The organism is Cupriavidus laharis (assembly GCF_914271435.1).
Classification (GTDB): domain Bacteria; phylum Pseudomonadota; class Gammaproteobacteria; order Burkholderiales; family Burkholderiaceae; genus Cupriavidus; species Cupriavidus laharis.
Genome location: NZ_CAJZAI010000002.1, coordinates 590,689 through 611,613 on the forward strand (window position 1 = coordinate 590,689; position 20,925 = coordinate 611,613).

Consider the following 20,925-nt stretch of genomic DNA (forward strand, 5'->3'; position numbering starts at 1 on the left):
CGCCTGCGTCAGCGCGCCCGCAGCGCATCGACGATGTTCATGCGGGCCGCGCGCAGCGCCGGCAGGAAGCCACCGACCAGGCCCATCGCCATCGAAAACCCCAGCGTCTCTGCCACGATGACCGGCGTCAGGATGAAGCGGAACGACAGGTCCGCAAAGGTCTGGAAATTGGTCGTGGAGAACGATGCAAACTGCATCAACGCGGCACAGCAAAGTCCGGCCACACCGCCGGCCAGCCCGAGCAGCAGCGCCTCGACCAGGAACGCGGCGAGCACGTTGGTGCGCCGGAAGCCCAGCGCGCGCAGCGTGCCGATCTCCGCGACCCGGTTGGCCACCGACGCATACATGGTGATCATCGCGCCGATCATCGCCGCGATCGAGAAGATCGTGGACAGCGTCAGGCCCAGGATATTGATGAACGACGACAGCGCCTTGGACTGGTCGCTGTAGAAAGTCTGCTCACGCTTTGCCTCCGCTGTCAGGCGCGGGTCGACGTCGATGTCGGCGCGCAGGCGTGCAAACCCTTCCGGCCGCGACAGGCGCACCACCATCGACGAATAGCTTGTGCGCCGAAACGACTGCATGAGCTGGTCGGCATCGCCCCAGATCTCCGAATCAAAGCCGCTGCCGCCCGCGTCGAACACGCCGACGATGGTCCAGTCGCGCTGGGCGAAGCGCAGGCGCCCGCCGAGCTGCGCGCCCGTGAAGCCCCGCGCCACGCTGCTGCCGACGATGATCTCCGACGAGCCCGGCCGGAACGTGCGCCCCGCCACCAGCCGGATCTGCGGCCGCAACGCGAGACCCTTCGGCGACACGCCCCGGATCACGACATTGGAAGGCGTGTCCGAACCGCGCTTGGTCAGCGAGATCAGCACCACCGCCTCCTTCGACGCCATGGGCCGGCCGTTGCCGTCCATCGCCACCGACGGGTGCATCTCCATGATGCTGGCCTGGTCGCGGCTGACGGCGCTCTGCACCTCGGTCTCCGCGCCCTTGCGGATCAAGACCACGTTGTCCTGCTCGCCGGTGGTGACGAGCGTGCGCTTGAGCCCCGCATCGAGCATCAGCATGGTGGCGAACACGAATACCACCAGCGCGAGTCCGCCTGCCGTCAGCGCGGTGGTCAGGCGCCGGGCCCAGAGGTTGCGCGCGATATAGCTGAGCGGGATCGCCATGCGAGCGCCTAACCGATGGCCCGCAGGCCTTCCACGATGCGCACGCGCGCCGCCTGCACCGCCGGCACCACGGCGGCGGCCAGCCCCACGGCCAATGCGCAGGCCGCCTGCATCCACATCGTTTCGTGCGAGACGGAAAACACGGGGAATACACCGCCCACGGCCTGCTTGAACATGGCAGCCATGGGCGGCGTCGCCAGCATGCCGATGCTGCCACCCACCAGGCAGATGAACATCGATTCGCCGAACATCAGCAGTGCCAGGAAGCCCGGCCCGAAGCCGAGTGCCTTGAGCGTGGCGTACTCCACGGTGCGTTCGCGCGCACTCATGGCCATGGCGTTGGCCATCACGGCCATGATGATCAGGATCACCACGTACGACACCACGCGGATGGCCGCGATGATCTGGTTCGACATGGCCACGAAGCCAAGCTGGAAGGCCTGCTCGGTTTCGGTCAGCGTCTCGGCCAGCGAATTGCGGAACACGCCATCCACACTGCGGGAAATGGCGGCGGCATTGTCCGGGTTGTCGATGCCGAGGATGTACACGCCGACCTGGTCGGCCTGCCGCGCCGTGCGCTTGCGCACGGTCTCGTTCAGGTACTCCCAGTGGAACACCATGTGGCGCGTGATGGTGCTTTCATCGCGCCCTTCCATGATGCCGCGCACGATGAAATCCCACGTACCCGGATAGATCGTGCCCTTGATGGGAATGACGTCGCCCACCTTGAAGCCGTACTGGTCCGCGAGCTGCCGCCCGATCAGGCAGCCCTTGCGGTCGCGCTGGTAGTCGGCGCGCTGCTGCGCCGTGACGACGAACTCGGGGTACAGGTCGAGGTAGTTGTCCGAGACGGCAAACTGCGCGAAGAAGTTCTTCGGGTCGCGGTAAACGCCGCCGAACCAGTTTGAGCGGGCCACCACCGTCACGCCGTCCACGCCGCGGATGCGGCTTTCATAGCTGAGCGGCAGCGGAAACACCAGCGAGATCGCGTTGCGCGTCACCAGCCGCCCGCTGGAAGCCGCAGCCGCGCCCGCATACCAGGCGTCGACCACGGTCTGCAGCAGGCCATAGGCCAGCACCGCAACCACCAGCCCGGTCACGGTCAGCACGGTGCGCAGCTTGTGGCGCAGCGCGTTGCGGGCGATCAGCTTCAGCACGAACATGGCGCGCGCGGTCAGTGCGGTTCAGGGGCCGTTGCCATGGGTCAGCTCTCCCTTCTCCAGGTGCACCATCGATCGGGCCGCATTGGCGGCATGCGCGTCATGCGTGACCATGATGATGGTCTTGCCGGCCTCGCGGTTGAGCCGCTGCAGCATCGCCAGGATATCCGCAGCGGCGTTGCGGTCGAGGTCGCCGGTGGGCTCGTCGGCCACGATCAGCATGGGGTCGGTGATCAGCGCGCGAGCAATGGCCACCCGCTGCTGCTGCCCGCCGGACAGCTCCGACGGATAGTGGCTCATGCGGTCGGCCAGGTTCACCATGCCGAGCACCATCTCCACGCGCGCGCGGCGCTCCGCGCGCGACAGGCGCGTCAGCATCAGCGGCAGCTCTACGTTCTCGAACGCCGTGAGCACGGGCATCAGGTTGTAGAACTGGAAGATGAAGCCGACGTTGGCCGCACGCCAGGCGGCCAGTTCGGATTCCGCCAGCCGGGTAATGTCCTGCCCGGCCACCAGCAGTTCGCCGCTGTCCGGCCGGTCGATGCCTGCAATCAGGTTGAGCAGCGTGCTCTTGCCGGAACCGGACGGCCCCATCAGCGCGATGAAATCGCCCTCGGCGATATCGAGCGTGATGTCGGTCAGCACCGGCACGGTCTGCATGCCGCGCCGGTACGACTTGGCGACGTGGCGGATGCGTACGAGCGGGGCGGCTTCCACGTTATTTCTTTGCCACGGTGACACTGGCGCCGTCGCGCAGCTTGTCGCCCGGAGCCAGCACCAGTGTGTCGCCGGCGGCCACGCCGCTGACCGCCACCAGTTCGCCGATGCGCTCGCCGGTGGTCACCGCCGCTTCATGCGCCTTGCCGTCGCGGACCACGAACACCACCTTGCGCCCGTCGCGCGTGGCAATGGCGGCAGGCTGCACCGCCACCACAGGCTTGCGGTCCTGCTCGGCCAGCGGCCGGGACAGGAACGCGATCTTGGCGCTCATGTCCGGCAGCACGCGCGCGTCGCGGTCGACAAAGCGCACCTTGACCAGCACCGTAGCCTTGGAGCGATCGACCGTTGGCACGATGCGCGACACCTGGCCCGCGAAGCGGACGTCTGGCAGCGCATCGAGCTGCATCAGGCACGGCTGGTCCGCGCGGATCTTTGCGATATTGGATTCGGCGACGTCCGCTTCGACTTCCAGCGTGTCCATGTCGGCAATGGTCACCACCGCGCCCTTGGTGTCGGACGCCGACGAAAACGGCGTGATGTTGTCGCCCACATTGGCATGCTTGACCAGCACCACGCCGTCGAACGGCGCGCGAATGACGGTCTGGTCGACCGCCACCTGGGCGGCCTGGGCATTGGCCTGCGCCGACACGATCGCCGCGCGCGAATTGGCGACCGACGCTTGCGCTTTCCTGAAGCGAGCGAGATCGGCGTCGTACTGCTGCACCGAGATCGCCTTCGGGCCCAGCAGCTGTTCGGAGCGGCGCAGGTTCACTTCCGCGTCGCGGAGTTCGGCGAGCTGCAGCGCCAGATTGGCTTGGGCAACGTTCACCTGTGCTGTCGCCTGCGCCAGCGTGGCGCCCACGTCGCGGCTTTCGATGCGGGCGATGATCTCGTCCTTCTTCACCCGCGATCCCTCCAGCACGCCCAGCCATTCGAGCCGGCCCTGTGCCTTGGAGGCGACGGCCGCCTTGCGCTGGGGCACGACGTAGCCGGTGGCATTGAGGAGGGTGTAGTTCTGGGACGGATAGGCCGATGAGACCGTCACGGTTTCCACTGCCGTGGGGCCGGCCAGCTTGAAGATGATGGCGGCCGCCACGGCCAGCACGACAGCGATGGCGATGTAGGGAAGCCACCGGCGGCGCCGCGGGGGTGCGGCGTGCGGGCCGCGGTCGATTTTCAGCCTGGAGAGGTCGGGGTCGGGCAAGCGGGTCGTCTCCTGCAAGGGATCGCCAGTGCGGGGCATTGGCTTGCCAGTATAGCGCTGCGTGCACTTGGGGCAGGAGGTGGGGAAGGGGGCAGGTCTGGTTGATCTGGTGATAGTTGGGGGACGCTATTGCGTGCCCTAGGGTTTTGCCCAATAACCCTAGCTATCCCCCTGTTTTCACTATGTTTTCTTCCTCTTTATCTAACCATCCCCTCCAATCCACAAAAAACTTCCTTGACCAAATTCATTCTCCGCGCATAATTGCAAACGTTTGCTGCAAACGTTTGCAAGGAGCAAGAAGATGGAGACCACGCAATACAAAGAACAGGCCGAATCCGGCCACCCCCCGCGCCTGATCGAGGACGAGAATTCCGTCACCCAGATCGTCCAGGCCGCCATGGCGCAGACCGCCAGCCCGCGGTTGCGCTTTGCCATGGGCCTGCTGGTCCAGCACTTGCACGATTTCCTGCGTGAGGTCCGCCCCACGGACGAGGAGTTCGAACAGGCGCTGGAATTCATCGCCGCGCTGGGCCACGCGACCCATGCGACCAACAATGAGGTGGTGCTGGCCGCCGACGTGCTGGGCCTGTCCACGCTGGTGACGGTGATGAACAACAACACGAAGGACGGCCGCACGCCCGGCGCGCTGCTGGGCCCGTTCTACCGCGCCAGGGCTCCGCGCTACACCTGCGGCGACTGCGTGGTGCAGGACGACGCGCCGGGCCTGCCGCTGTTCGTGCGCGGCACCGTGCGCGCGACCGATGGCACGCCGCTGCCCGGCGCGCTCGTGGAGATCTGGCAGGCATCGCCGGTCGGCCTGTACGACAACCAGGACCCGCGCCAGCCCGACCGCAACCTGCGCGGCTGCTTCCATACCGATGGACAGGGTGCCTACCACTTCCGCACCGTGCGCCCGGCCGGCTATCCGGTGCCGACCAACGGCCCGATCGGCACGCTGCTGGACGCCCAGCAACGCCATCCGTACCGGCCTGCGCATATCCATTTCATCGTGGCTGCCCCGGGCTACCGCACGCTGGTGACACAGGTGTTCGTGGACGAGGCGCAGGCGCTGGAATCGGATGTCACGTTCGGCGTGCACCAGCAGCTCGTGGGGCAACTCGAGCTGGTCGACCACGGCCACAGCCCGTGGGGCAACCTGCCCGCGCCGTTCTACACGCTGGACTTCGACTTCACGCTCGAACCCGGCGAACAGTGCTTCCCGAAGCCGCCGATCGACTGACGGCACCGCTTTCCACGTTTTTCACGTTTTTCACGTTTTTCACGTTTTCCACGCAGCACGACTGAACACCATGAGCCTCTCATCCCTCTCCGGCAAGGTTGCCGTGATCCTAGGCGGCACCGGCGGCATCGGCCTGGCAACAGGCAACGCGCTGGCACAGCTTGGCACCAGCGTTGTCCTGACCGGGCGCAACCGCGGCAGCGTGGACAGCGCGGCCGCATCGCTGCCGTCCGGCAATCATCTGGGCGTGGTCGCCGAGATCGGCGACACCGCGTCGCTGAACGCGCTGGCCGCCGAAGTCAGCCACCACTACGGGCGTGTCGACATCCTGGTCAATACCGCCGGCTTTACCCGGGCGATTCCGCACGCTGACCTCGATGCGCTAAGCGATGACCTGATCGACGAACTGTTCGCCATCAACTGGCGCGGCCAGTTCGCGGCGATCCGCGCGTTTGCGCCGCACCTGCGCGCCAATGGCGACGGGCTGGTAGTGAATGTCGGCTCCATCGCGGCGCGCACGGGCCAGGGCAGCAACGTGGCGTACTGCGCGGCCAAGGCCGGGCTGGACGTCATGGCCGTGTCGCTGGGCCGCGCGCTGGCGCCGGCCATCCGCGTGCTGAACGTCTCGCCGGGCGTGGTGGATACGGGCTTCGTGCCCGGCCGCGACGACACCTTCAACGAGCGCGCGGCCAGGACCACGCCGCTGCGCCGCATCGGGCAGGCAGAAGACGTGGCCGATGCCATCGTCGCCTGCGCTACGTCGCTGCGCTTTGCCACGGGCACCACCATCGTCGTCGACGGCGGACGCCAGCTCGGCTGATTGCTTTCCACTCTCTCGCCAACGCAACCATGCACGCACGCAAGACCATCATCACCTGCGCCGTGACCGGCAATATCGTCACGCCCGAGCAGTACCCCAACCTGCCGGTCACGCCCGCGCAGATCGCCGATGCCGCGCTGGAAGCCGCCGAAGCCGGCGCTGCCGCGGCGCACATCCATGTGCGCGATCCCGAGACCGGCCGCCCGTCGATGTTGCTCGACTACTACGCCGATGTCATCGACCGCATCCGCAAGCGCAACCGCACGCTGATCATCAACCTGACCACCGGCCCCGGCGGGCGCTTCGTGCCAAGCGAAGACGAGCCGCGCGTGGCTGCGCCGGGCACCACGCTGCTGCACCCGGCCAAGCGCGTCGAGCACATCGCCGCGCTGCGTCCCGATGTGTGCTCGCTCGACCTGAACACCATGAACTCGGGCGGCGACGTGGTCATCAACACGCCGGCCAACGTCCGCAAGATGGCGGCCGTGATCCGCGCGTCCGGGGTCATGCCGGAACTGGAGATCTTCGACTCGGGCGACCTCAACATGGCGCTGGACTTCATCCGCGAAGGCGTGCTCGACGGCCCCGGCCTGTGGACCTTCGTGCTCGGCGTGAAGTACGGCTTCGCTCCGACGCCGGAAACCATCTTCTATGCGCGCAACATGCTGCCGCCCGGCGCGCACTGGTCGGCCTTCGGCATCGGCCGCGCGGAGTTCCCGATCGTCGCGCAGGCGTGGCTCGCGGGCGGGCATGTCCGCGTGGGGCTGGAAGACAACATCTACCTGGAAAAAGGCGTGCTGGCCCCGAGCAATGCGGCGCTGGTGGCCAAGGCACGCGACATCGTCCGGTCGCTCGGCGGCGAGATTGCCTCTCCGCAGGAAGCGCGCCGCGTGCTCGGCCTGCGCGAGGCCTGAAACCGACCATGCACAACACAAGACACTGAGAAGGAAGACACCATGAACATGATTCGCGTCAGCGAGAAGGCCGCAGGCATCGACAGCCTGCAACTGGAACTGGTGGGCGCACCGCGCCCGGAAGCCGTCGACGGCCAGTGCGTGATCGAAGTGGCCAGCGCCGGCGTCAACCCCAGCGATGTCAAGGCCACCCTCGGCCTGATGCCGCATGCGGTGTGGCCGCGCACGCCCGGTCGCGACTACGCGGGCACGGTGGTCGACGGCCCGAACGGCCTGGTCGGCCTGCAGGTATGGGGCAGCGGCGGCGAGCTGGGCATCCGCCGCGACGGCACGCACGGCAAGTACCTGCGGGTGGCTGCGCAGTCGGTGCGCGAAAAGCCGTCCACGCTGTCGCTGCTCGAAGCGGGCGCGGTCGGTGTGCCGTTCATCACCGCCTATGAAGGCCTGCGCCGTGCGGGCATGCCGAAGCCGGGCAGCATCGTGCTGGTCTGCGGCGGCAACGGCAAGGTCGGCCAGGCGACCATCCAGATCGCCACGGCGCTGGGCGCGCGCGTGCTCGCCGTGGAGCGTACCGCGGAGGCCTACCGCGGCCACGCCAGCGCACCGGTGCGCATGATCGACGCCAGCAGCGAATCCATTGCCGCAGTGGTGCGCGACGAGACCGACGGCCATGGCGCCGACATCGTCTACAACACCGTCGGCAGCCCGTACTTCGAGCAGGCCAACCAGGCCATGGCGATCGGTGCCGCCCAGATCTTCATCTCCACCATCGAGCGCCCGGTGCCGTTCGACATCTTCACGTTCTACCGCGGCCAGCACACCTACGTGGGCGTGGACACACTGGCACTGGACAGCAGCGCGTGCGCGGGCATCCTCGACCAGCTTGCGCCGATGTTCACCTCCGGCGCGCTGAAGCCCTTCCCGGTGCTGCCCGAGTACACCTATGCGCTGGCCGATGCCGCCGACGCCTACCGCGCGGTGCTGCAGGGCGCGACCGAGCGCGTGGTGCTCAAGCCATGAATACGACCCGCTTCGCCCAGGCGCCGGCGTACTTTCCTCCCAACCACGACGGCATGCATTGCCTGCGCCTGCAGGGCCATGAGGCCGGGCCGTCCGAGTCGTTGTGGCTGGGGGTGTCGGTGCTGCTGCCCGGCGGACATACCAGCATGGATGCATCCGCCGTCGAGAAGTACTACGTCGTGCTTGAAGGCGAAGTCTGCATCCGCACGCCGGATGAGTCCGTGACGCTGCAGCAGTTCGACTCGGTGCGGCTTGCACCGTGTGAAGCGCGGCAGGTGTCAAACCCGGGCAACCGCCCCGCAATGCTGCTGCTGGCCATGCCTTACCCGAAGGCCTGAGCCGGCAGCCATACCAGGCAGTACGCAGTATCCGGCGCCATGGCATGGCGCCGTCCCCGCGCATCGCGGGGATTCTCTTCCATAACAAACATCACAGGTAGGGGAGACAAACCCATGAAACGCGTTCCCATGCGCAGTGCAGCCCTGGTCGTGGCCACATGCTGCCTGGCCGGCGAGGCCGCGGCGCAGTCGTCGGTCACGGTCTATGGCCGCATCAACACGGCGCTCGAGTATTCCAACGCCACCACCGCCACCGACGGCACGCACCTTGGCGGCGCCGGCAGGCTGACCAACAACCGCTCGGTGTTCGGACTGCGGGGTGAAGAAGGGCTCGGCGGCACGCTCAAGGCCATCTGGCAGATCGAAAGCAATGTCTCGCTCGATACGGGCCAGGGGCAGATCGCCGGACGCAACGATCGCATCGGACTGCAGGGCAAGGCCGGTACCTTCTTCATGGGACACTGGCAAACGCCGTACACCGAAGCGACGAAGGGCTACGATCCCTACTACCCGACCACCGCCGGCTACATGGCGCTGATCGGCAACGGCTCCGCCTCCAGCAGCGACAACGTCCAGGACACCAGTTCGTTCGACCGGCGGCAGAAGAACCTCATCGTCTACCAGACGCCGTCGCTGGCCGGCTTCAGCGGCGCCGCGGCCTGGGGCATCAACGAAGAAAAGCTCACGGTGCCGCGCAATCCCGGCCTGTACTCGTTCTCGGCTGCATACGACAACGGCCCGCTCAATGTCGCGCTGGCTTATGAGATCCACCAGCACTACCAGACCGCGGGCCGCAACGACGACGCGATGAAGGCGGGCCTCTCGTACCGGTTCCCGAGCACCACCGTCGCGCTGCTGTACGAGCGCCTGCACTACCGCACCGCGACCGGCGACCTGACCCGCAACGGCTACTACGCGTCGCTCGTGCAGAAGCTGGGGCCAGGCAGCGTGAAGGTGGGCTTCGCGCTGGCCAGCAACGGCGCCGGCAGCGCCACCGAGACCGTCGGCTTCTTCCGCAGCGGCTCCGAGACCGGCGCCACGCAGATCACAGTCGGCTACGACTACCCGCTGTCCAAGCGCACCGCGCTGTACGCCTACTACAGCCGCATCAACAACAAGAAGAACGCGATCTACGACTTCGCCATCAACGAACTCGGCGTGAGCGCCGGTGCCGACCCGCAGACCTTTGCGCTCGGCATGCGCCATTCCTTCTGAATCCCTGGCTGTGAGGAGACCTACGATGCACCGCCCCCTTCGTCGCAAGACCCTGCGCGCCCTGTTCACGCTGCCCGCCGCCGCACTGGCCGTGCTGGCCGCGGCCCCGCCTGCCATGGCGCAACCGCAATACCCGGCCAAGCCGATCCGCCTCGTGGTGCCGTTCTCGGCCGGCAGCGCCACCGACATCCTGGCCCGCATCATCGGGACAAAGATGGGACAAAACGCCGGCTACCAGATCATCGTCGACAATCGTCCCGGCGCCGGCGGCACGGTGGGCGCCACCGGCGTGGCCAAGGCCACGCCAGACGGCTACACGCTGATCCTGGTCTCGGTCGGGCATGCCATCAACGCCACGCTGTACCCGAAGCTTGCCTATGACACGGTCAAGGACTTTGCGCCGGTGTCGCTGGTGGCGAGCGTGCCGAACGTGCTGGTGGTGAATGCCGCCAGCAAATACAACTCCGTGCGCGGCATCGTCGCCGCGGCCAAGGCAAACCCGGGCGCCATGAACTTCGACTCGGCCGGCTCGGGCAGCTCTACGCACCTGAGCGGCGAGATGTTCAAGATGCAGGCCGGCATCGACGTCGTCCACATTCCGTACAAAGGCACGGGCGAAGCGCTCACCGACGTGATGGCCGGCCGCGGCGACATGATGTTCGCGCCGACGGTATCGGCCATGCCGTTCGTGCGGCAGGGCAAGCTCAGGGCCCTGGCCGTGACCACGGCGAAGCGGACCGGCTCGCTGCCCGACATTCCCACCGTGGCGGAGTCCGGGCTGCCGGGGTATGCCTTCGATTCGTGGTTCGGCATCCTGGCGCCAGCCGGCACGCCTAAGGAGATCGTCGACACGCTCAATGCCGAGATCGGCAAGGCGCTGGCCGCGCCCGACGTCAGGGAAAAGCTGGCGGTACAGGGCGCCGAACCCAGGACCTCGACGCCGCAGGAGTTTGCCAGCTATATCCAGGCGGAGATCGGCAAGCTTGCACCGATCGTCAGGCAGTCGGGCGTCAAGGGCGGCCAGTAGCGCGCCACGGCGGGCGGCGGCGGCCCCGTGCCTTAGAATGGCGTATTCCCAATCCGCCCAGCGCCCCAGGCGCCGCCGCCCCGCTTTCCGCCGACATGCCCGAGCGCAAACGCCTGACCCTCAAAGACCTGGCCGCCGAGATCAATGTGCATTACTCGACGGTGTCGCGCGTGATGAACCCGGCCACGCGGCACCTGGTGGCGGACGACGTGGCGGCACGCGTGCTTGCGCTGGCCGACGAGCGCGGCTTCCGGCCCAACCGCATCGCCGCAGGCTTGCGCACGCAGCGCTCGGGCCTGGTCGGCGTGGTGCTGCCCGATATCGCCAACCCGGTGTTCCCGCCCATCCTCGCCGGCATTGAAGCGGTACTGGCCCAGCAGGGCTACGTCCCGCTCGTGGTCAATGCCGGCACCGACAAGGCGCGCCAGCGCTTCGTCATCGACCAGATGCTCGGGCGCCAGGTCGAAGGCCTGGTGCTGGCTACCGCAGAGCGCGACGACCCCATCCTCGACTACTGCGTCGCCCAGCGCATTCCCGTGGTCATGGTGAACCGCGGCGAAGACACCGGACGCGCATCATGCGTGGTCAGTGACAGCCTGCTGGCCATGCGCCTGACCGTGGACCACCTGGTCGGGCTCGGGCACCGCCACATCGGCCATATTGCGGGGCCGTCCACGCTGTCGACCGGCTTCCTGCGCCGCGAGGGCTTCGTCCAGGCCGTGCGGCGCCATCGCCTGCGGCGCGAGCAATGGCAGGTGATCGAAGCCGCCAGCTATTCACGCGAAGCCGGCCGGGAGGCCTGCGCGCAGCTGCTGGCCGACTTCCCCGGCATGACCGCCATCGCCGCCGGCAATGACCTGATCGCCATGGGCTGCTATGACTGCCTGCGCGCCAGCGGCCTGCGCTGCCCCGAGGACATCTCGGTGATCGGCCACAACGACATGCCGTTCGTCGATGCGCTGACGCCGCCGCTGACCACGGTGCGCATTGCCGTCCATGAGATGGGCGAGGAAGCGGCGAAGCTGCTGCTCAGGAAAATCAGCCAACCGGACGCCGATGCGGTGACGGTCGAGCTGACGCCGGAACTGATCGTGCGCGGGTCGACGGCGGAGCCGGCTGCCCACGCCAGGTAAGGCGATGGCCGCGGCGGACGATCAGCCTTGCGCCGGCATGCGCTTGCGCAGCAGGTACTTCTGCCAGCCCTCCATCACGCAGACATCGTTCTGGTTGCGCACTTCGGTGCGCATCACCAGCACGCCGGTGGTACGTCCCGGGATCAGCTCGCTGACGGTCAGGCTGCTGTAAAGCGTATCGCCAACGTAGACCGGCGCCAGGAAGCGGCTGCCCTGTTCAATGAAGGCCTTCAGCGATTCTTCCACCATGTGCGGGAACAGGCCAGCGCCTGCCGCCGTCTGGATCAGCACCTGGTAGCCATGTGCGAGCATGTGCGGCATGCCGCGGGCACGGCAGTACTCCACGTCATAGTGCACCGGATGGTTGTCGCCGCTGGCAAGCTGGAACGCGGCGAACAGCGCGTCGGTCATGGTGCGGGACGGCAGGTTCATGCGCTCGCCGACCTCGAAGTCTTCGAAGTAGCGCTGCGGGCATAGCTGGTATTTGTTCATTGGTGATGGCTCCGGTCTGTCGTGATGTCTGTTGGTCGGCTTCAGTCCGCCTTCATGTTGGCCGCGGTGGCGACCGGCGTCCACTTGGCGATCTCCGCACGGAGGAACTGTCCAAGGGCTTCCGGCGTCGGCTTCGGTTCGAGGATCAGCCCCAGTTCATTGGCCTTCGCCTGCAGCGCGGGCTCATGCAAGGTCTGGCCAAGCGTCTCGGACAGCTTCCGGACGATCTCCGGCGAGATCTTCGCGGGGGCGAACACGGCGTTCCACGTATAGGCCTCGTAGCCGGGCACCGCCTCGGCAATCGCCGGGCTGTCGACGGTCTGCGGCAGGCGCTTTGACATGGATGTGGCCAGCAGCCGCACCGTGCCGGAGCGAACCTGCGCGAGGCCCGTCGGCGCGCTGTCGAGCATGAATTCCACATGGCCGCCGATCAGGTCCGCCATGGCCGGCGCGCTGCCGCGGTACGGCACATGGACGGCCTTGGTGCCGGCCTTGTAGTTCAGCAGTTCCGCGCCCAGGTGCGGTGCACTGCCAACGCCGGCGGAACTGTAGTTGACCTTGCCCGGATGCGCCTTCAGGTAGGCGATGAACTCGCCCAGCGTCTGCGCGGGAACGGACTTGTTGACCACCAGCACCAGCGGCGCGCGCGCGGCCAGGCCCACCGGGGCGAAGTCCTCGATCGTGCGATACGGCAGCGAGGCATGGATGCTCGGATTGACCGCGTGGGCCACCGTGGTCAGCAACAGCGTGTAGCCATCCGGCGCGGCCTTGGACACATACTCGGTGCCGACGATGGTGCCGGCGCCGGTGCGGTTCTCGACCACCACCTGGGCCTTGAGCTGGCGGCTCCAGCTTGCCGCCAGTGACCGCGCGAATGTGTCGGTGGGGCCCCCGGCAGCGTACGGCACCACCAGCCGGATCGGGCGTGCAGGATAGTCGGATTGCGCGGCTGCGGGCGCCACCGCGCCCAGCAGGGCCAGGCCGAGCACTGTGGCGAACCTGGAAAGGGAAGGAATCATGTCGATGTCTCCGTCTTGTTGTCTGGCGTTCGCATGGCAGGTGTGCAAGGGCATCCCCGGGCGGTGCGAGCGGAAAATATAGAATCGGGAGCATCGGACAGGCCAGTCGAAAGGTACTGGGGGTCCCTTAGAAGAATTCTAAATGCGCTGTGCGGCAAGGCTTTGCGGGCCGCCTGGCCCGCAAAGTCGCCACTGACCGGAGACAGATTTGCGATTCGAACTGACAGACCTGCGCGTGTTCCTGGCGATCGCAGAGGCCAAGAGCCTGACCGCCGGCGCGTCGGATGTGCACCTGACCGCACCCTCGGCGAGCTATCGCCTGAAAAACCTCGAACAGGCCGTGGGCGTGCCCTTGTTCCGGCGCACGCAGAAGGGCATGGCCCTCACCGCTGCCGGCGAGACCATGTTGCGCCATGCGCGGACCATCCTCGACAACGTCGAACGGCTGCAGGCCGACATGAAGCGCCATACCGACGGCATCGAAGGCCACGTGCGCGTGCATGCGAACAGCAGCACCATGAGCAGCCTGCCCGCTGCGCTCAGCCGCTTCCTGGCCGCCTACCCTAACGTCAACGTCGATCTCGAGGAACACCTGAGCGAGGAAAGCGTGCGCGCGGTGCTGGAACAGCGCGCCGATATCGGCCTGGTGGCCGGCGCCATCGACATGCGCGGACTCGAATCGATCCGCTACGGCGAAGACGAGCTGCTGTTCGTGGCCCCACCCCGGCATCCGCTTGGCATGCACGAACGCGTGTCGCTGACGCAGGCGCTGCAGTATGACCTGGTGTCGATCGGCAGCCGCAGCAGCAACTTCCTGTTCCTGAAGGAGATGGCGACGCGCGCGGGCATGGAGCCCCGCGTCAGGGTGCATGCGGCGAATTTCCCGGCGGTCATCCGCTGCGTGCAGGAAGGCGCGGGCATTTCGCTGGTGCCGCGCTCGGTTGCCGATCCGGCGATCGCGCAAGGGGTGGTGGAAGGCGTGGCGCTGGATGAGCCGTGGGCCCGGCGCGAGCAGCGCATTGTCGTGCGCAGCCAGGAGGATCTGCCGGGCTATGCGCGGGCGTTCATCCGGTTTGTGGCGGAGTCGGGGGAAACTGGCTGACGGCCTGATCAGATTGCCGACTGCGTTCCCCTCTCCCACGCCAGTGGGAAAGGGGAGAAGCCGACCGTTAGACACCCTCGAACCCCGCTTAGGAAATCTCGACTGGCCGCGGCACCCGCGCGGTTCCTATACTCGGCCGACTCGAATCCCAGGAACCCGCCATGTCCCCCACCGCTCCGCCGCTCGACGGCATCACCGTTCTCGCACTGGAACACGCGGTTGCCGCACCGTTCGCGAGCCGCCAGCTTGCCGACCTCGGCGCCCGCGTCATCAAGATCGAACGCCCCGGCGTTGGCGACTTTGCGCGCGGATATGACAAGACCGTGCACGGCATGTCGTCCTTCTTCGTTTGGGCCAACCGTGGCAAGGAGAGCCTGACACTGGACCTGAAGCATCCGCGCGCGGGGGAAATCGTGCGGCAACTGCTGGCGCAGGCCGATGTCCTGATCCAGAACCTCGCGCCGGGCGCAGCGCAGCGCATGGGACTGGATTACGACGCGCTGCACGCCGACTTCCCCAGCCTGATCGTGTGCGACATCTCGGGCTACGGCGACCAGGGCCCATACCGCGAAAAAAAGGCCTACGACTTGCTGATCCAGGCAGCGGCCGGCCTGATCTCCGTGACCGGCACGGAAGCCGAGCCGTCGCGCGCCGGCATTTCCATTGCCGATATCGCGGCCGGCATGTATGCATACTCGGGCATCCTGTCCGCGCTGCTCGCCCGCGCGCGCACCGGCAAGGGACAGCGCGTAGAGGTCACCATGCTCGAAGCACTGAGCGAGTGGATGTCATACCCGCTGAACTTCGCGCACTACGGCGGCACACCGCCGGCGCGCACCGGCCTTGCCCACCCGGCCATCGCGCCCTACGGCCAGTATCGCGCCGGCGATGGCGGCAGCGTGATCTTCGGCCTGCAGAACGACCGCGAGTGGCAATGCTTCTGCCACGAAGTGCTCGGCGCCGCGGCACTCGCCGCGGACGAACGCTTCGCGACCAATCTGCAGCGCGTGGCCAACCGCGCGGCGCTCGATGCGGAAATCGGTGCATGCCTGGCGCACATGACGCGTCCTGAACTGATCGAGCGCCTTGACCGCGGCGGCATCGCCAATGCGCCGTTGAACGACATGCACGAGGTCTGGGCGCATCCGCAGTTTGCCGCGCGAAACCGCTGGCGCGAGGTCGCCACGCCGGCCGGGCCGGTGCAGGCCCTGCTGCCGCCTGCCACGCTGTCCCGCACACCGGCGTGCATGGGCAGCGTGCCGGCGCTCGGCGAACATTCGGCCGACATTCTTGGCGCGCTGGGATTCAGCGACGTGCAGGTGGATGCACTGCGGGCGCAAGGCGCCATCTGAACGGACAGCGCGTCAGCAGACGCGGCAGCCACTGCCGCAAGAAATCTGCACGGATTCGAAGTCCTTCTATAGTTTCCGTTGCCTCGGGACCCTAGTCTACGACTCGAAGATCCGCAGCATTCAGCACTGGCCTCCATCAACGCCACGCCGCTCACCTGAGTGATCGGTGTGGCACGAGACCCGGGCCACATTCCCGACTGAAGCCAATCTCCCGGACAGCCCGCCTGGCCGAGGGCAGGTGTTTGCCGCGGATCGGAGTTCTTCGATCACACCGAGGCATCACTATGAGATTGACTACTTCTTCACTCGCGGCTGCCGCGGCAATGGCCGCCGCCGTTCTTGCCGGATGTTCCACGACGTCCAGCTACCCGACTGACCAGGGCACGTCCGGCAACGTCGTGTTCCCCGACAAGGCAAGCGCCTGGCCCGCGCAGGGCACGTTCGCGAACCTCGACAACCTGCGGCTGCTGCGGCCGGGCATGACCAAGGACCAGCACTATGCGCTGATCGGCCGCCCGCACTTCAAAGAAGGCATGTTCGATGTGCGCGAGTGGGACTATCTCTTCAACTTCCGCACCGGCAGGCCCGCGCCCAACGATGTCGTGCAGTGCCAGATGAAGGTGCTGTTCGACACGGACATGCGGTCCCGCTCGTACTACTGGTCGCCCGAATCGTGCGCAGCGTTCCTGAAGTACCCCGATACGCCCGCGCCGGCAGCGCCCGTCGTGATGCCCGCGGTCACCGAACGAACCACGACGCTCGGTGCCGATGCCCTCTTCGCATTCAACGGATCCGGGCCGGCCGACCTGCTGCCGGACGGCCGCCAACAGGTCGATGCACTGGGCAGGGAGCTGGCCGCCATGAAATCGCTCAGGCATGTCGATGTGTACGCGTACACCGACCGCCTCGGCTCCGCCGCCTACAACCAGCGCCTGTCGCAGCGGCGCGCTGAAACCGTGAAGAACCTGCTGGTCGCGCAGGGCGTGGACAGCCGCGTGGTGACCGCGCAAGGCCGTGGCAAGGCTGATCCGGTCAGCCATTGCGGCGCCATGCCACGCGGGCGCCTGATCGCATGCCTGGCGCCGGACCGGCGCGTGGAGATCCGCTCCGCCGGCGTGAAGTAGCGCTTCGCCATGCCGGCGTGATCGCGTCCGGCTGATCCCTTCCATTCACGTAGCTTTTTTGAACATGCCGCGCATGCGGCAGGGGCGCACTCACGCCCGATTTCCGTGAGCTGCCCCGGACCAGGCGGCTGGCATCGAACCCATGCCGCGCCGTCTCAAGGAATCAGGAGTCTCATCATGAACAAGACATACCGCAGCGTCTACAACGCTTCCACCGGCACATGGGTAGCCGCGCCCGAGACAGCCAAGGGACGCGCAAAATCATCGCGCCGCACAATGGTCGCAATCGTTGCCATCGTGACAGGCATTGCCACGCAGAGCGCTCTTGCGTTCAAGCCGATTGGTAACAATGCAACCGGCAGCGCCAGCGATCTCGTCATCGGCGACAACGCGGCAGGCATCACCGTTCCTTCCTATTTCTACCCAACCATGACAACGGATCCGTGGGGAAATCCACTGCCTGGAGCAGGCTCGGCCATTGTCGGGAATAATGCCAACGCCAATCAGAATGCCGGTGTGACCTTGTTCGGCAGCAACACGAGTGCCTCTGGTAACGGCGCGGTAGCCGTTGGGGCAGATGCGTCGGCAGCGTTTGACGGTACTGCCGTTGGCACCGCGGCTTTCGCCATTGGCGATTACAGCGTCGCGATCGGTCGTGGAGCAGTCGCCTCGCATACCTCGTCTGTCGCCGTGGGCGTACTGTCGACAGCAGCCGGTGACGACTCGCTTGCGTTGGGCGACTACGCCTTCGCCGATGGCACGTCGTCTGTCGCCGTCGGTGACGGGGCCAAGTCAAGCAATACCGAAGCCATTGCCATCGGCAAGGGAGCTCAGGCGCTTGGCGTGCAATCCATCAGCGTCGGCGCCCGCAACGTCGTGACGGGCGATCACTCTGGCGCATTCGGCGATCCGAATAACATCACCGGTACTGGCAGCTACGCGCTGGGCAACGACAACACCATCGACGCCGACAATGCCTTCGTCGTGGGCAACAACGTGTCCGTGCCGGCCGGCCTGAATGGCGCCGTGGTGCTGGGCAACAATTCGACGGTGTCGGCTGCCACGCCCACGCCGGGCATGACGGTGAATGGCATCGCCCACACCTTCGCCGGCGGTTCGCCTGCGGCAGGCGACGTGGTGAGCGTAGGTTCCGCAGCGGCTCCTCGCCAGATCCAGAACGTTGCGGCCGGCCAGGTCAGTGCCACGAGCACCGACGCCGTCAACGGTTCGCAACTGTATGCGGTGTCCCAGGAACTGGACAAGCCGGTCAGCTTCAGCGGCAACAGTGGCAGCAACGTCGACCGGCACCTCGGCGACACGCTGGCCATCACGGGCACCGCCACCACCACGGGGACCTACTCGGGCGCCAACCTGAGAACGGTGACCGACCCTGCATCGGGCGCGATCAACCTCGAGATGGCCGACGCGCCGAAATTCGGCAATGTCACCATCAACGACAGCGGCACCGGCAAAATCACCGGCGTGACCGCGGGCACCGCCGCGACCGACGCCGTCAACGTGAGCCAGCTCCAGGCTTCGACGGCCAATGCGGTCATGTATGACGACAGCACCCATAACAGCGTGACGATGGGTGGCGACACCTATAACTCGGTCACGAAGACCGGCGGCACGAGGATCGTCAACGTCGCGCGCGGCGTCGACGACAGCGACGCGGTGAACATGTCGCAGCTCAACGAGACCAATGCCGTCATCAACAACTTCGCGGGCGACCAGTCGGACACGTATATCGACCAGAACGGGCGCGGTATCCGCTATGTGCGCACCAATGACAACGGGCTGCCGCTGGACGACGCCTATGCGCAGGCCGTCGGCGCCACGGCGCTGGGCTACAACGCCGTGGCCGCCGGCGCAAACGCTCTGGCGCTTGGGCGCAATGCCGTGGCGGGCAACGACAACGACGTGGCACTCGGCGCAGGTTCGGTGACGCAAGCTGCCGTTGCCACGACGGGTACGACGATTGCCGGCACGAACTACACGTTCGCGGGCACTGCGCCGGCCAGCACGGTCAGCGTGGGCGATGCGGGCGCCGAACGCACCATCACCAACGTGGCCGCCGGCCGTATCGGTGCCACCAGCACGGACGCCATCAACGGCTCGCAGCTCTATGCGACGAACCAGGCCATCGAAGTCCTGGATCAGGGTGCGGTCAAGTACGACAGGAATGCGGACGGCACGGTCAACTACAACAGCGTGACGATGGGCGGCGATACGTACAACGCCGTGACCAGGTCGGGCGGCACGAGAATCACCAACGTGGCGCGCGGCGTGGCGGACAGCGATGCGGTGAACGTCTCGCAGCTGAATGAGGTCAGGGACGACGTGACCAACATCGCCAATACGGTCGACAACTTCGCCGGCGACCAGTCGACAACCTATACGGAGGAGAACGGCCGCGGCATCCGCTACGTCCGGACCAACGACACCGGCCTGCCGCAAGCCGACGCCTACGCCAGGGGGCAGGCATCGACTGCTGTCGGCTACAACGCGCAGGCGACCGGTGACAGTGCCGTGGCCATGGGCCGTGACAGCAGTGCATCAGGCACGGACGCCGTGGCGATCGGCCACAACAGCGTCGCGACCAATGCGGGCGATGTCGCGCTCGGGTCGGGCTCTGTGACCGCCGCCGCGGTGGCCACGACAGGCGTGACGATCGCCGGGAAGGACTACACGTTTGCGGGCACCGCGCCGACCAGCACGGTCAGCGTCGGCGACGTTGGCGCCGAGCGCACCATCACCAACGTGGCCGCCGGCCGCATCAGTGCCGACAGCACCGATGCCATCAACGGCTCGCAGCTCTATGCGACCAACCAGGCCATCGAGCAGATTGCCTCGAATATCACCACCCTCGACCAGGGCTCGGTGAAGTACGACACGAATGCCGACGGCACGGTCAACTACAACAGCGTGACGATGGGCGGCGACACGTACAGTTCGATCACCAAGACCGGCGGGACAAGGATCACCAACGTCGCGCGCGGTGTCGATGACAGCGATGCAGTGAACATGTCGCAGCTCAACGAGACCAACGCCGTCATCAATAACTTTGCCGGCGACCAGTCAGCCACGTACACCGACCAGAATGGCCGTGGCATCCGCTACGTGCGCACCAACGACGCGGGCCTGGCGCAGGCCGATGCCTACGCGCAGGGCCAGGGTGCCACGGCGGTGGGCTATGACGCCACGGCAAGCGGCGACAGCGCGCTGGCGCTTGGCCGCAACGCCGTGGCATCGGACGCCAACAGCGTGGCGCTGGGCTCCGGTTCGGTGACAGCGGCCGCAGTCGCCACGGCCAGCGGCGTGGTAGGCGGCACCACCTATCAGTTCGCCGGCGGCAGCCCGGCCAGTACGGTCAGCGTTGGCTCGGCCGGCAATGAGCGCACCGTGACCAACGTGGCCGCCGGCCGCATCAGCGCCGACAGCACCGACGCGGTCAACGGCTCGCAGCTGTATGCCACCAACCAGAAGGTGGACGAGAACACGCAGGACATTACGAGCCTCAACCAGCAGGTCGGCGGCAACACCCAGGCCATCAACAACCTGAGCAACCGGATTGACGGTGTGCAGCGCGACGCCAACGCGGGCACCGCATCGGCCATGGCCCTGGCGGGGCTGCCGCAGGCGGTACTGCCGGGCAAGGGCATGGTCGCGCTGGCCGGCAGCACCTACAGCGGCCAGTCCGCGCTCGCCCTGGGCGTGTCGAAGCTCTCGGACTCCGGCAAGTGGGTCTTCAAGGGAGGCATGACGACCAACACCCGCGGCAATGTGGGGGCCACCGTCGGGGCGGGCTTCCACTGGTAAGCGGCGGGCGAGCCAGCGTTGATGATGCTGAGCGGGGCCGGGCGGCCCCGC

At 66.8% G+C, this 20,925-nt stretch carries 18 protein-coding genes and 1 pseudogene; 13 read left to right on the forward strand and 6 right to left on the reverse strand.

Translation table 11 applies throughout. The annotated features are described in order from the left end of the window. Positions 1-8 precede the first annotated feature (8 nt). The 4 genes from LDO29_RS06515 to LDO29_RS06530 are packed head-to-tail and all read right to left on the reverse strand — an operon-like array spanning position 9 to position 4,259. Positions 9-1,175, reverse strand: a complete 1,167-nt coding sequence (locus LDO29_RS06515) for an ABC transporter permease (RefSeq protein WP_224078958.1) — start codon at positions 1,173-1,175, stop codon at positions 9-11. An 8-nt stretch (positions 1,176-1,183) separates the two neighbouring features. Then, positions 1,184-2,338, reverse strand: a complete 1,155-nt coding sequence (locus tag LDO29_RS06520) for an ABC transporter permease (protein ID WP_224078959.1) — start codon at positions 2,336-2,338, stop codon at positions 1,184-1,186. Positions 2,339-2,359: 21 nt separating this feature from the next. Then, the gene (locus tag LDO29_RS06525; protein ID WP_224078960.1) at positions 2,360-3,052 is read right to left on the reverse strand and encodes an ABC transporter ATP-binding protein; all 693 of its coding nucleotides are present in this window, start codon (positions 3,050-3,052) and stop codon (positions 2,360-2,362) included. Between the two features lies 1 nt (position 3,053). Then, positions 3,054-4,259 carry an efflux RND transporter periplasmic adaptor subunit gene (locus LDO29_RS06530; protein ID WP_224078961.1) on the reverse strand — a complete coding sequence of 402 codons (1,206 nt, stop codon included), beginning with the start codon at positions 4,257-4,259 and terminating at the stop codon, positions 3,054-3,056. 301 nt (positions 4,260-4,560) lie between these two features. Here LDO29_RS06530 and LDO29_RS06535 point away from each other — a divergent pair, with 301 nt between their 5' ends. From LDO29_RS06535 to LDO29_RS06570, 8 genes are all read left to right on the forward strand, one after another. Further along, the gene (locus LDO29_RS06535; protein WP_224078962.1) at positions 4,561-5,499 is read left to right on the forward strand and encodes a dioxygenase family protein; all 939 of its coding nucleotides are present in this window, start codon (positions 4,561-4,563) and stop codon (positions 5,497-5,499) included. Between the two features lie 70 nt (positions 5,500-5,569). Then, a complete protein-coding gene (locus LDO29_RS06540) occupies positions 5,570-6,319 on the forward strand; it encodes an SDR family NAD(P)-dependent oxidoreductase (RefSeq protein WP_224078963.1) in 750 nt (249 codons plus the stop codon). Between the two features lie 29 nt (positions 6,320-6,348). Further along, entirely contained in the window at positions 6,349-7,233 is an 885-nt protein-coding gene (locus LDO29_RS06545) for a BKACE family enzyme (RefSeq protein ID WP_224078964.1), read from the forward strand. Positions 7,234-7,275: 42 nt separating this feature from the next. Next, positions 7,276-8,253, forward strand: a complete 978-nt coding sequence (locus LDO29_RS06550; protein WP_224078965.1) for a quinone oxidoreductase family protein — start codon at positions 7,276-7,278, stop codon at positions 8,251-8,253. Beyond that, on the forward strand, positions 8,250-8,591 hold the full coding sequence (locus LDO29_RS06555) for a cupin domain-containing protein (protein ID WP_224078966.1): 342 nt from the start codon (positions 8,250-8,252) through the stop codon (positions 8,589-8,591). The genes LDO29_RS06550 and LDO29_RS06555 overlap by 4 nt, the downstream gene beginning before the upstream one ends. Before the next feature lie 114 nt (positions 8,592-8,705). Beyond that, complete coding sequence (locus LDO29_RS06560; RefSeq protein ID WP_224078967.1) at positions 8,706-9,806, forward strand: porin; 1,101 nt, start codon at positions 8,706-8,708, stop codon at positions 9,804-9,806. A gap of 25 nt (positions 9,807-9,831) precedes the next feature. Beyond that, complete coding sequence (locus tag LDO29_RS06565) at positions 9,832-10,833, forward strand: tripartite tricarboxylate transporter substrate binding protein (protein ID WP_224078968.1); 1,002 nt, start codon at positions 9,832-9,834, stop codon at positions 10,831-10,833. Between the two features lie 95 nt (positions 10,834-10,928). Then, complete coding sequence (locus LDO29_RS06570) at positions 10,929-11,966, forward strand: LacI family DNA-binding transcriptional regulator (protein ID WP_224078969.1); 1,038 nt, start codon at positions 10,929-10,931, stop codon at positions 11,964-11,966. Positions 11,967-11,987: 21 nt separating this feature from the next. On the opposite strand, the gene LDO29_RS06575 is transcribed toward LDO29_RS06570, so the two are convergent. Together LDO29_RS06575 and LDO29_RS06580 are read right to left on the reverse strand one after the other, a co-directional pair. Further along, positions 11,988-12,458 (reverse strand): MaoC family dehydratase, encoded by a 471-nt coding sequence (locus tag LDO29_RS06575; protein ID WP_224078970.1) that lies wholly within the window; start codon positions 12,456-12,458, stop codon positions 11,988-11,990. 41 nt (positions 12,459-12,499) lie between these two features. Then, positions 12,500-13,477 (reverse strand): Bug family tripartite tricarboxylate transporter substrate binding protein, encoded by a 978-nt coding sequence (locus LDO29_RS06580; RefSeq protein WP_224078971.1) that lies wholly within the window; start codon positions 13,475-13,477, stop codon positions 12,500-12,502. 208 nt (positions 13,478-13,685) lie between these two features. Between LDO29_RS06580 and LDO29_RS06585 the strand changes: the two genes are divergently transcribed. From LDO29_RS06585 to LDO29_RS06600, 5 genes and pseudogenes are all read left to right on the forward strand, one after another. Further along, a complete protein-coding gene (locus LDO29_RS06585) occupies positions 13,686-14,579 on the forward strand; it encodes a LysR family transcriptional regulator (RefSeq protein ID WP_224078972.1) in 894 nt (297 codons plus the stop codon). Between the two features lie 161 nt (positions 14,580-14,740). After that, on the forward strand, positions 14,741-15,931 hold the full coding sequence (locus LDO29_RS06590; protein ID WP_224078973.1) for a CaiB/BaiF CoA transferase family protein: 1,191 nt from the start codon (positions 14,741-14,743) through the stop codon (positions 15,929-15,931). A 284-nt stretch (positions 15,932-16,215) separates the two neighbouring features. Next, on the forward strand, positions 16,216-17,055 hold the full coding sequence (gene bamE / locus LDO29_RS06595; protein ID WP_224078974.1) for an outer membrane protein assembly factor BamE domain-containing protein: 840 nt from the start codon (positions 16,216-16,218) through the stop codon (positions 17,053-17,055). 177 nt (positions 17,056-17,232) lie between these two features. Next, positions 17,233-17,874, forward strand: a pseudogene (locus LDO29_RS28415) (ESPR-type extended signal peptide-containing protein); the annotation flags it as partial. A 57-nt stretch (positions 17,875-17,931) separates the two neighbouring features. Further along, positions 17,932-20,874, forward strand: a complete 2,943-nt coding sequence (locus LDO29_RS06600; RefSeq protein WP_449720079.1) for a YadA family autotransporter adhesin — start codon at positions 17,932-17,934, stop codon at positions 20,872-20,874. Positions 20,875-20,925 lie beyond the last annotated feature (51 nt).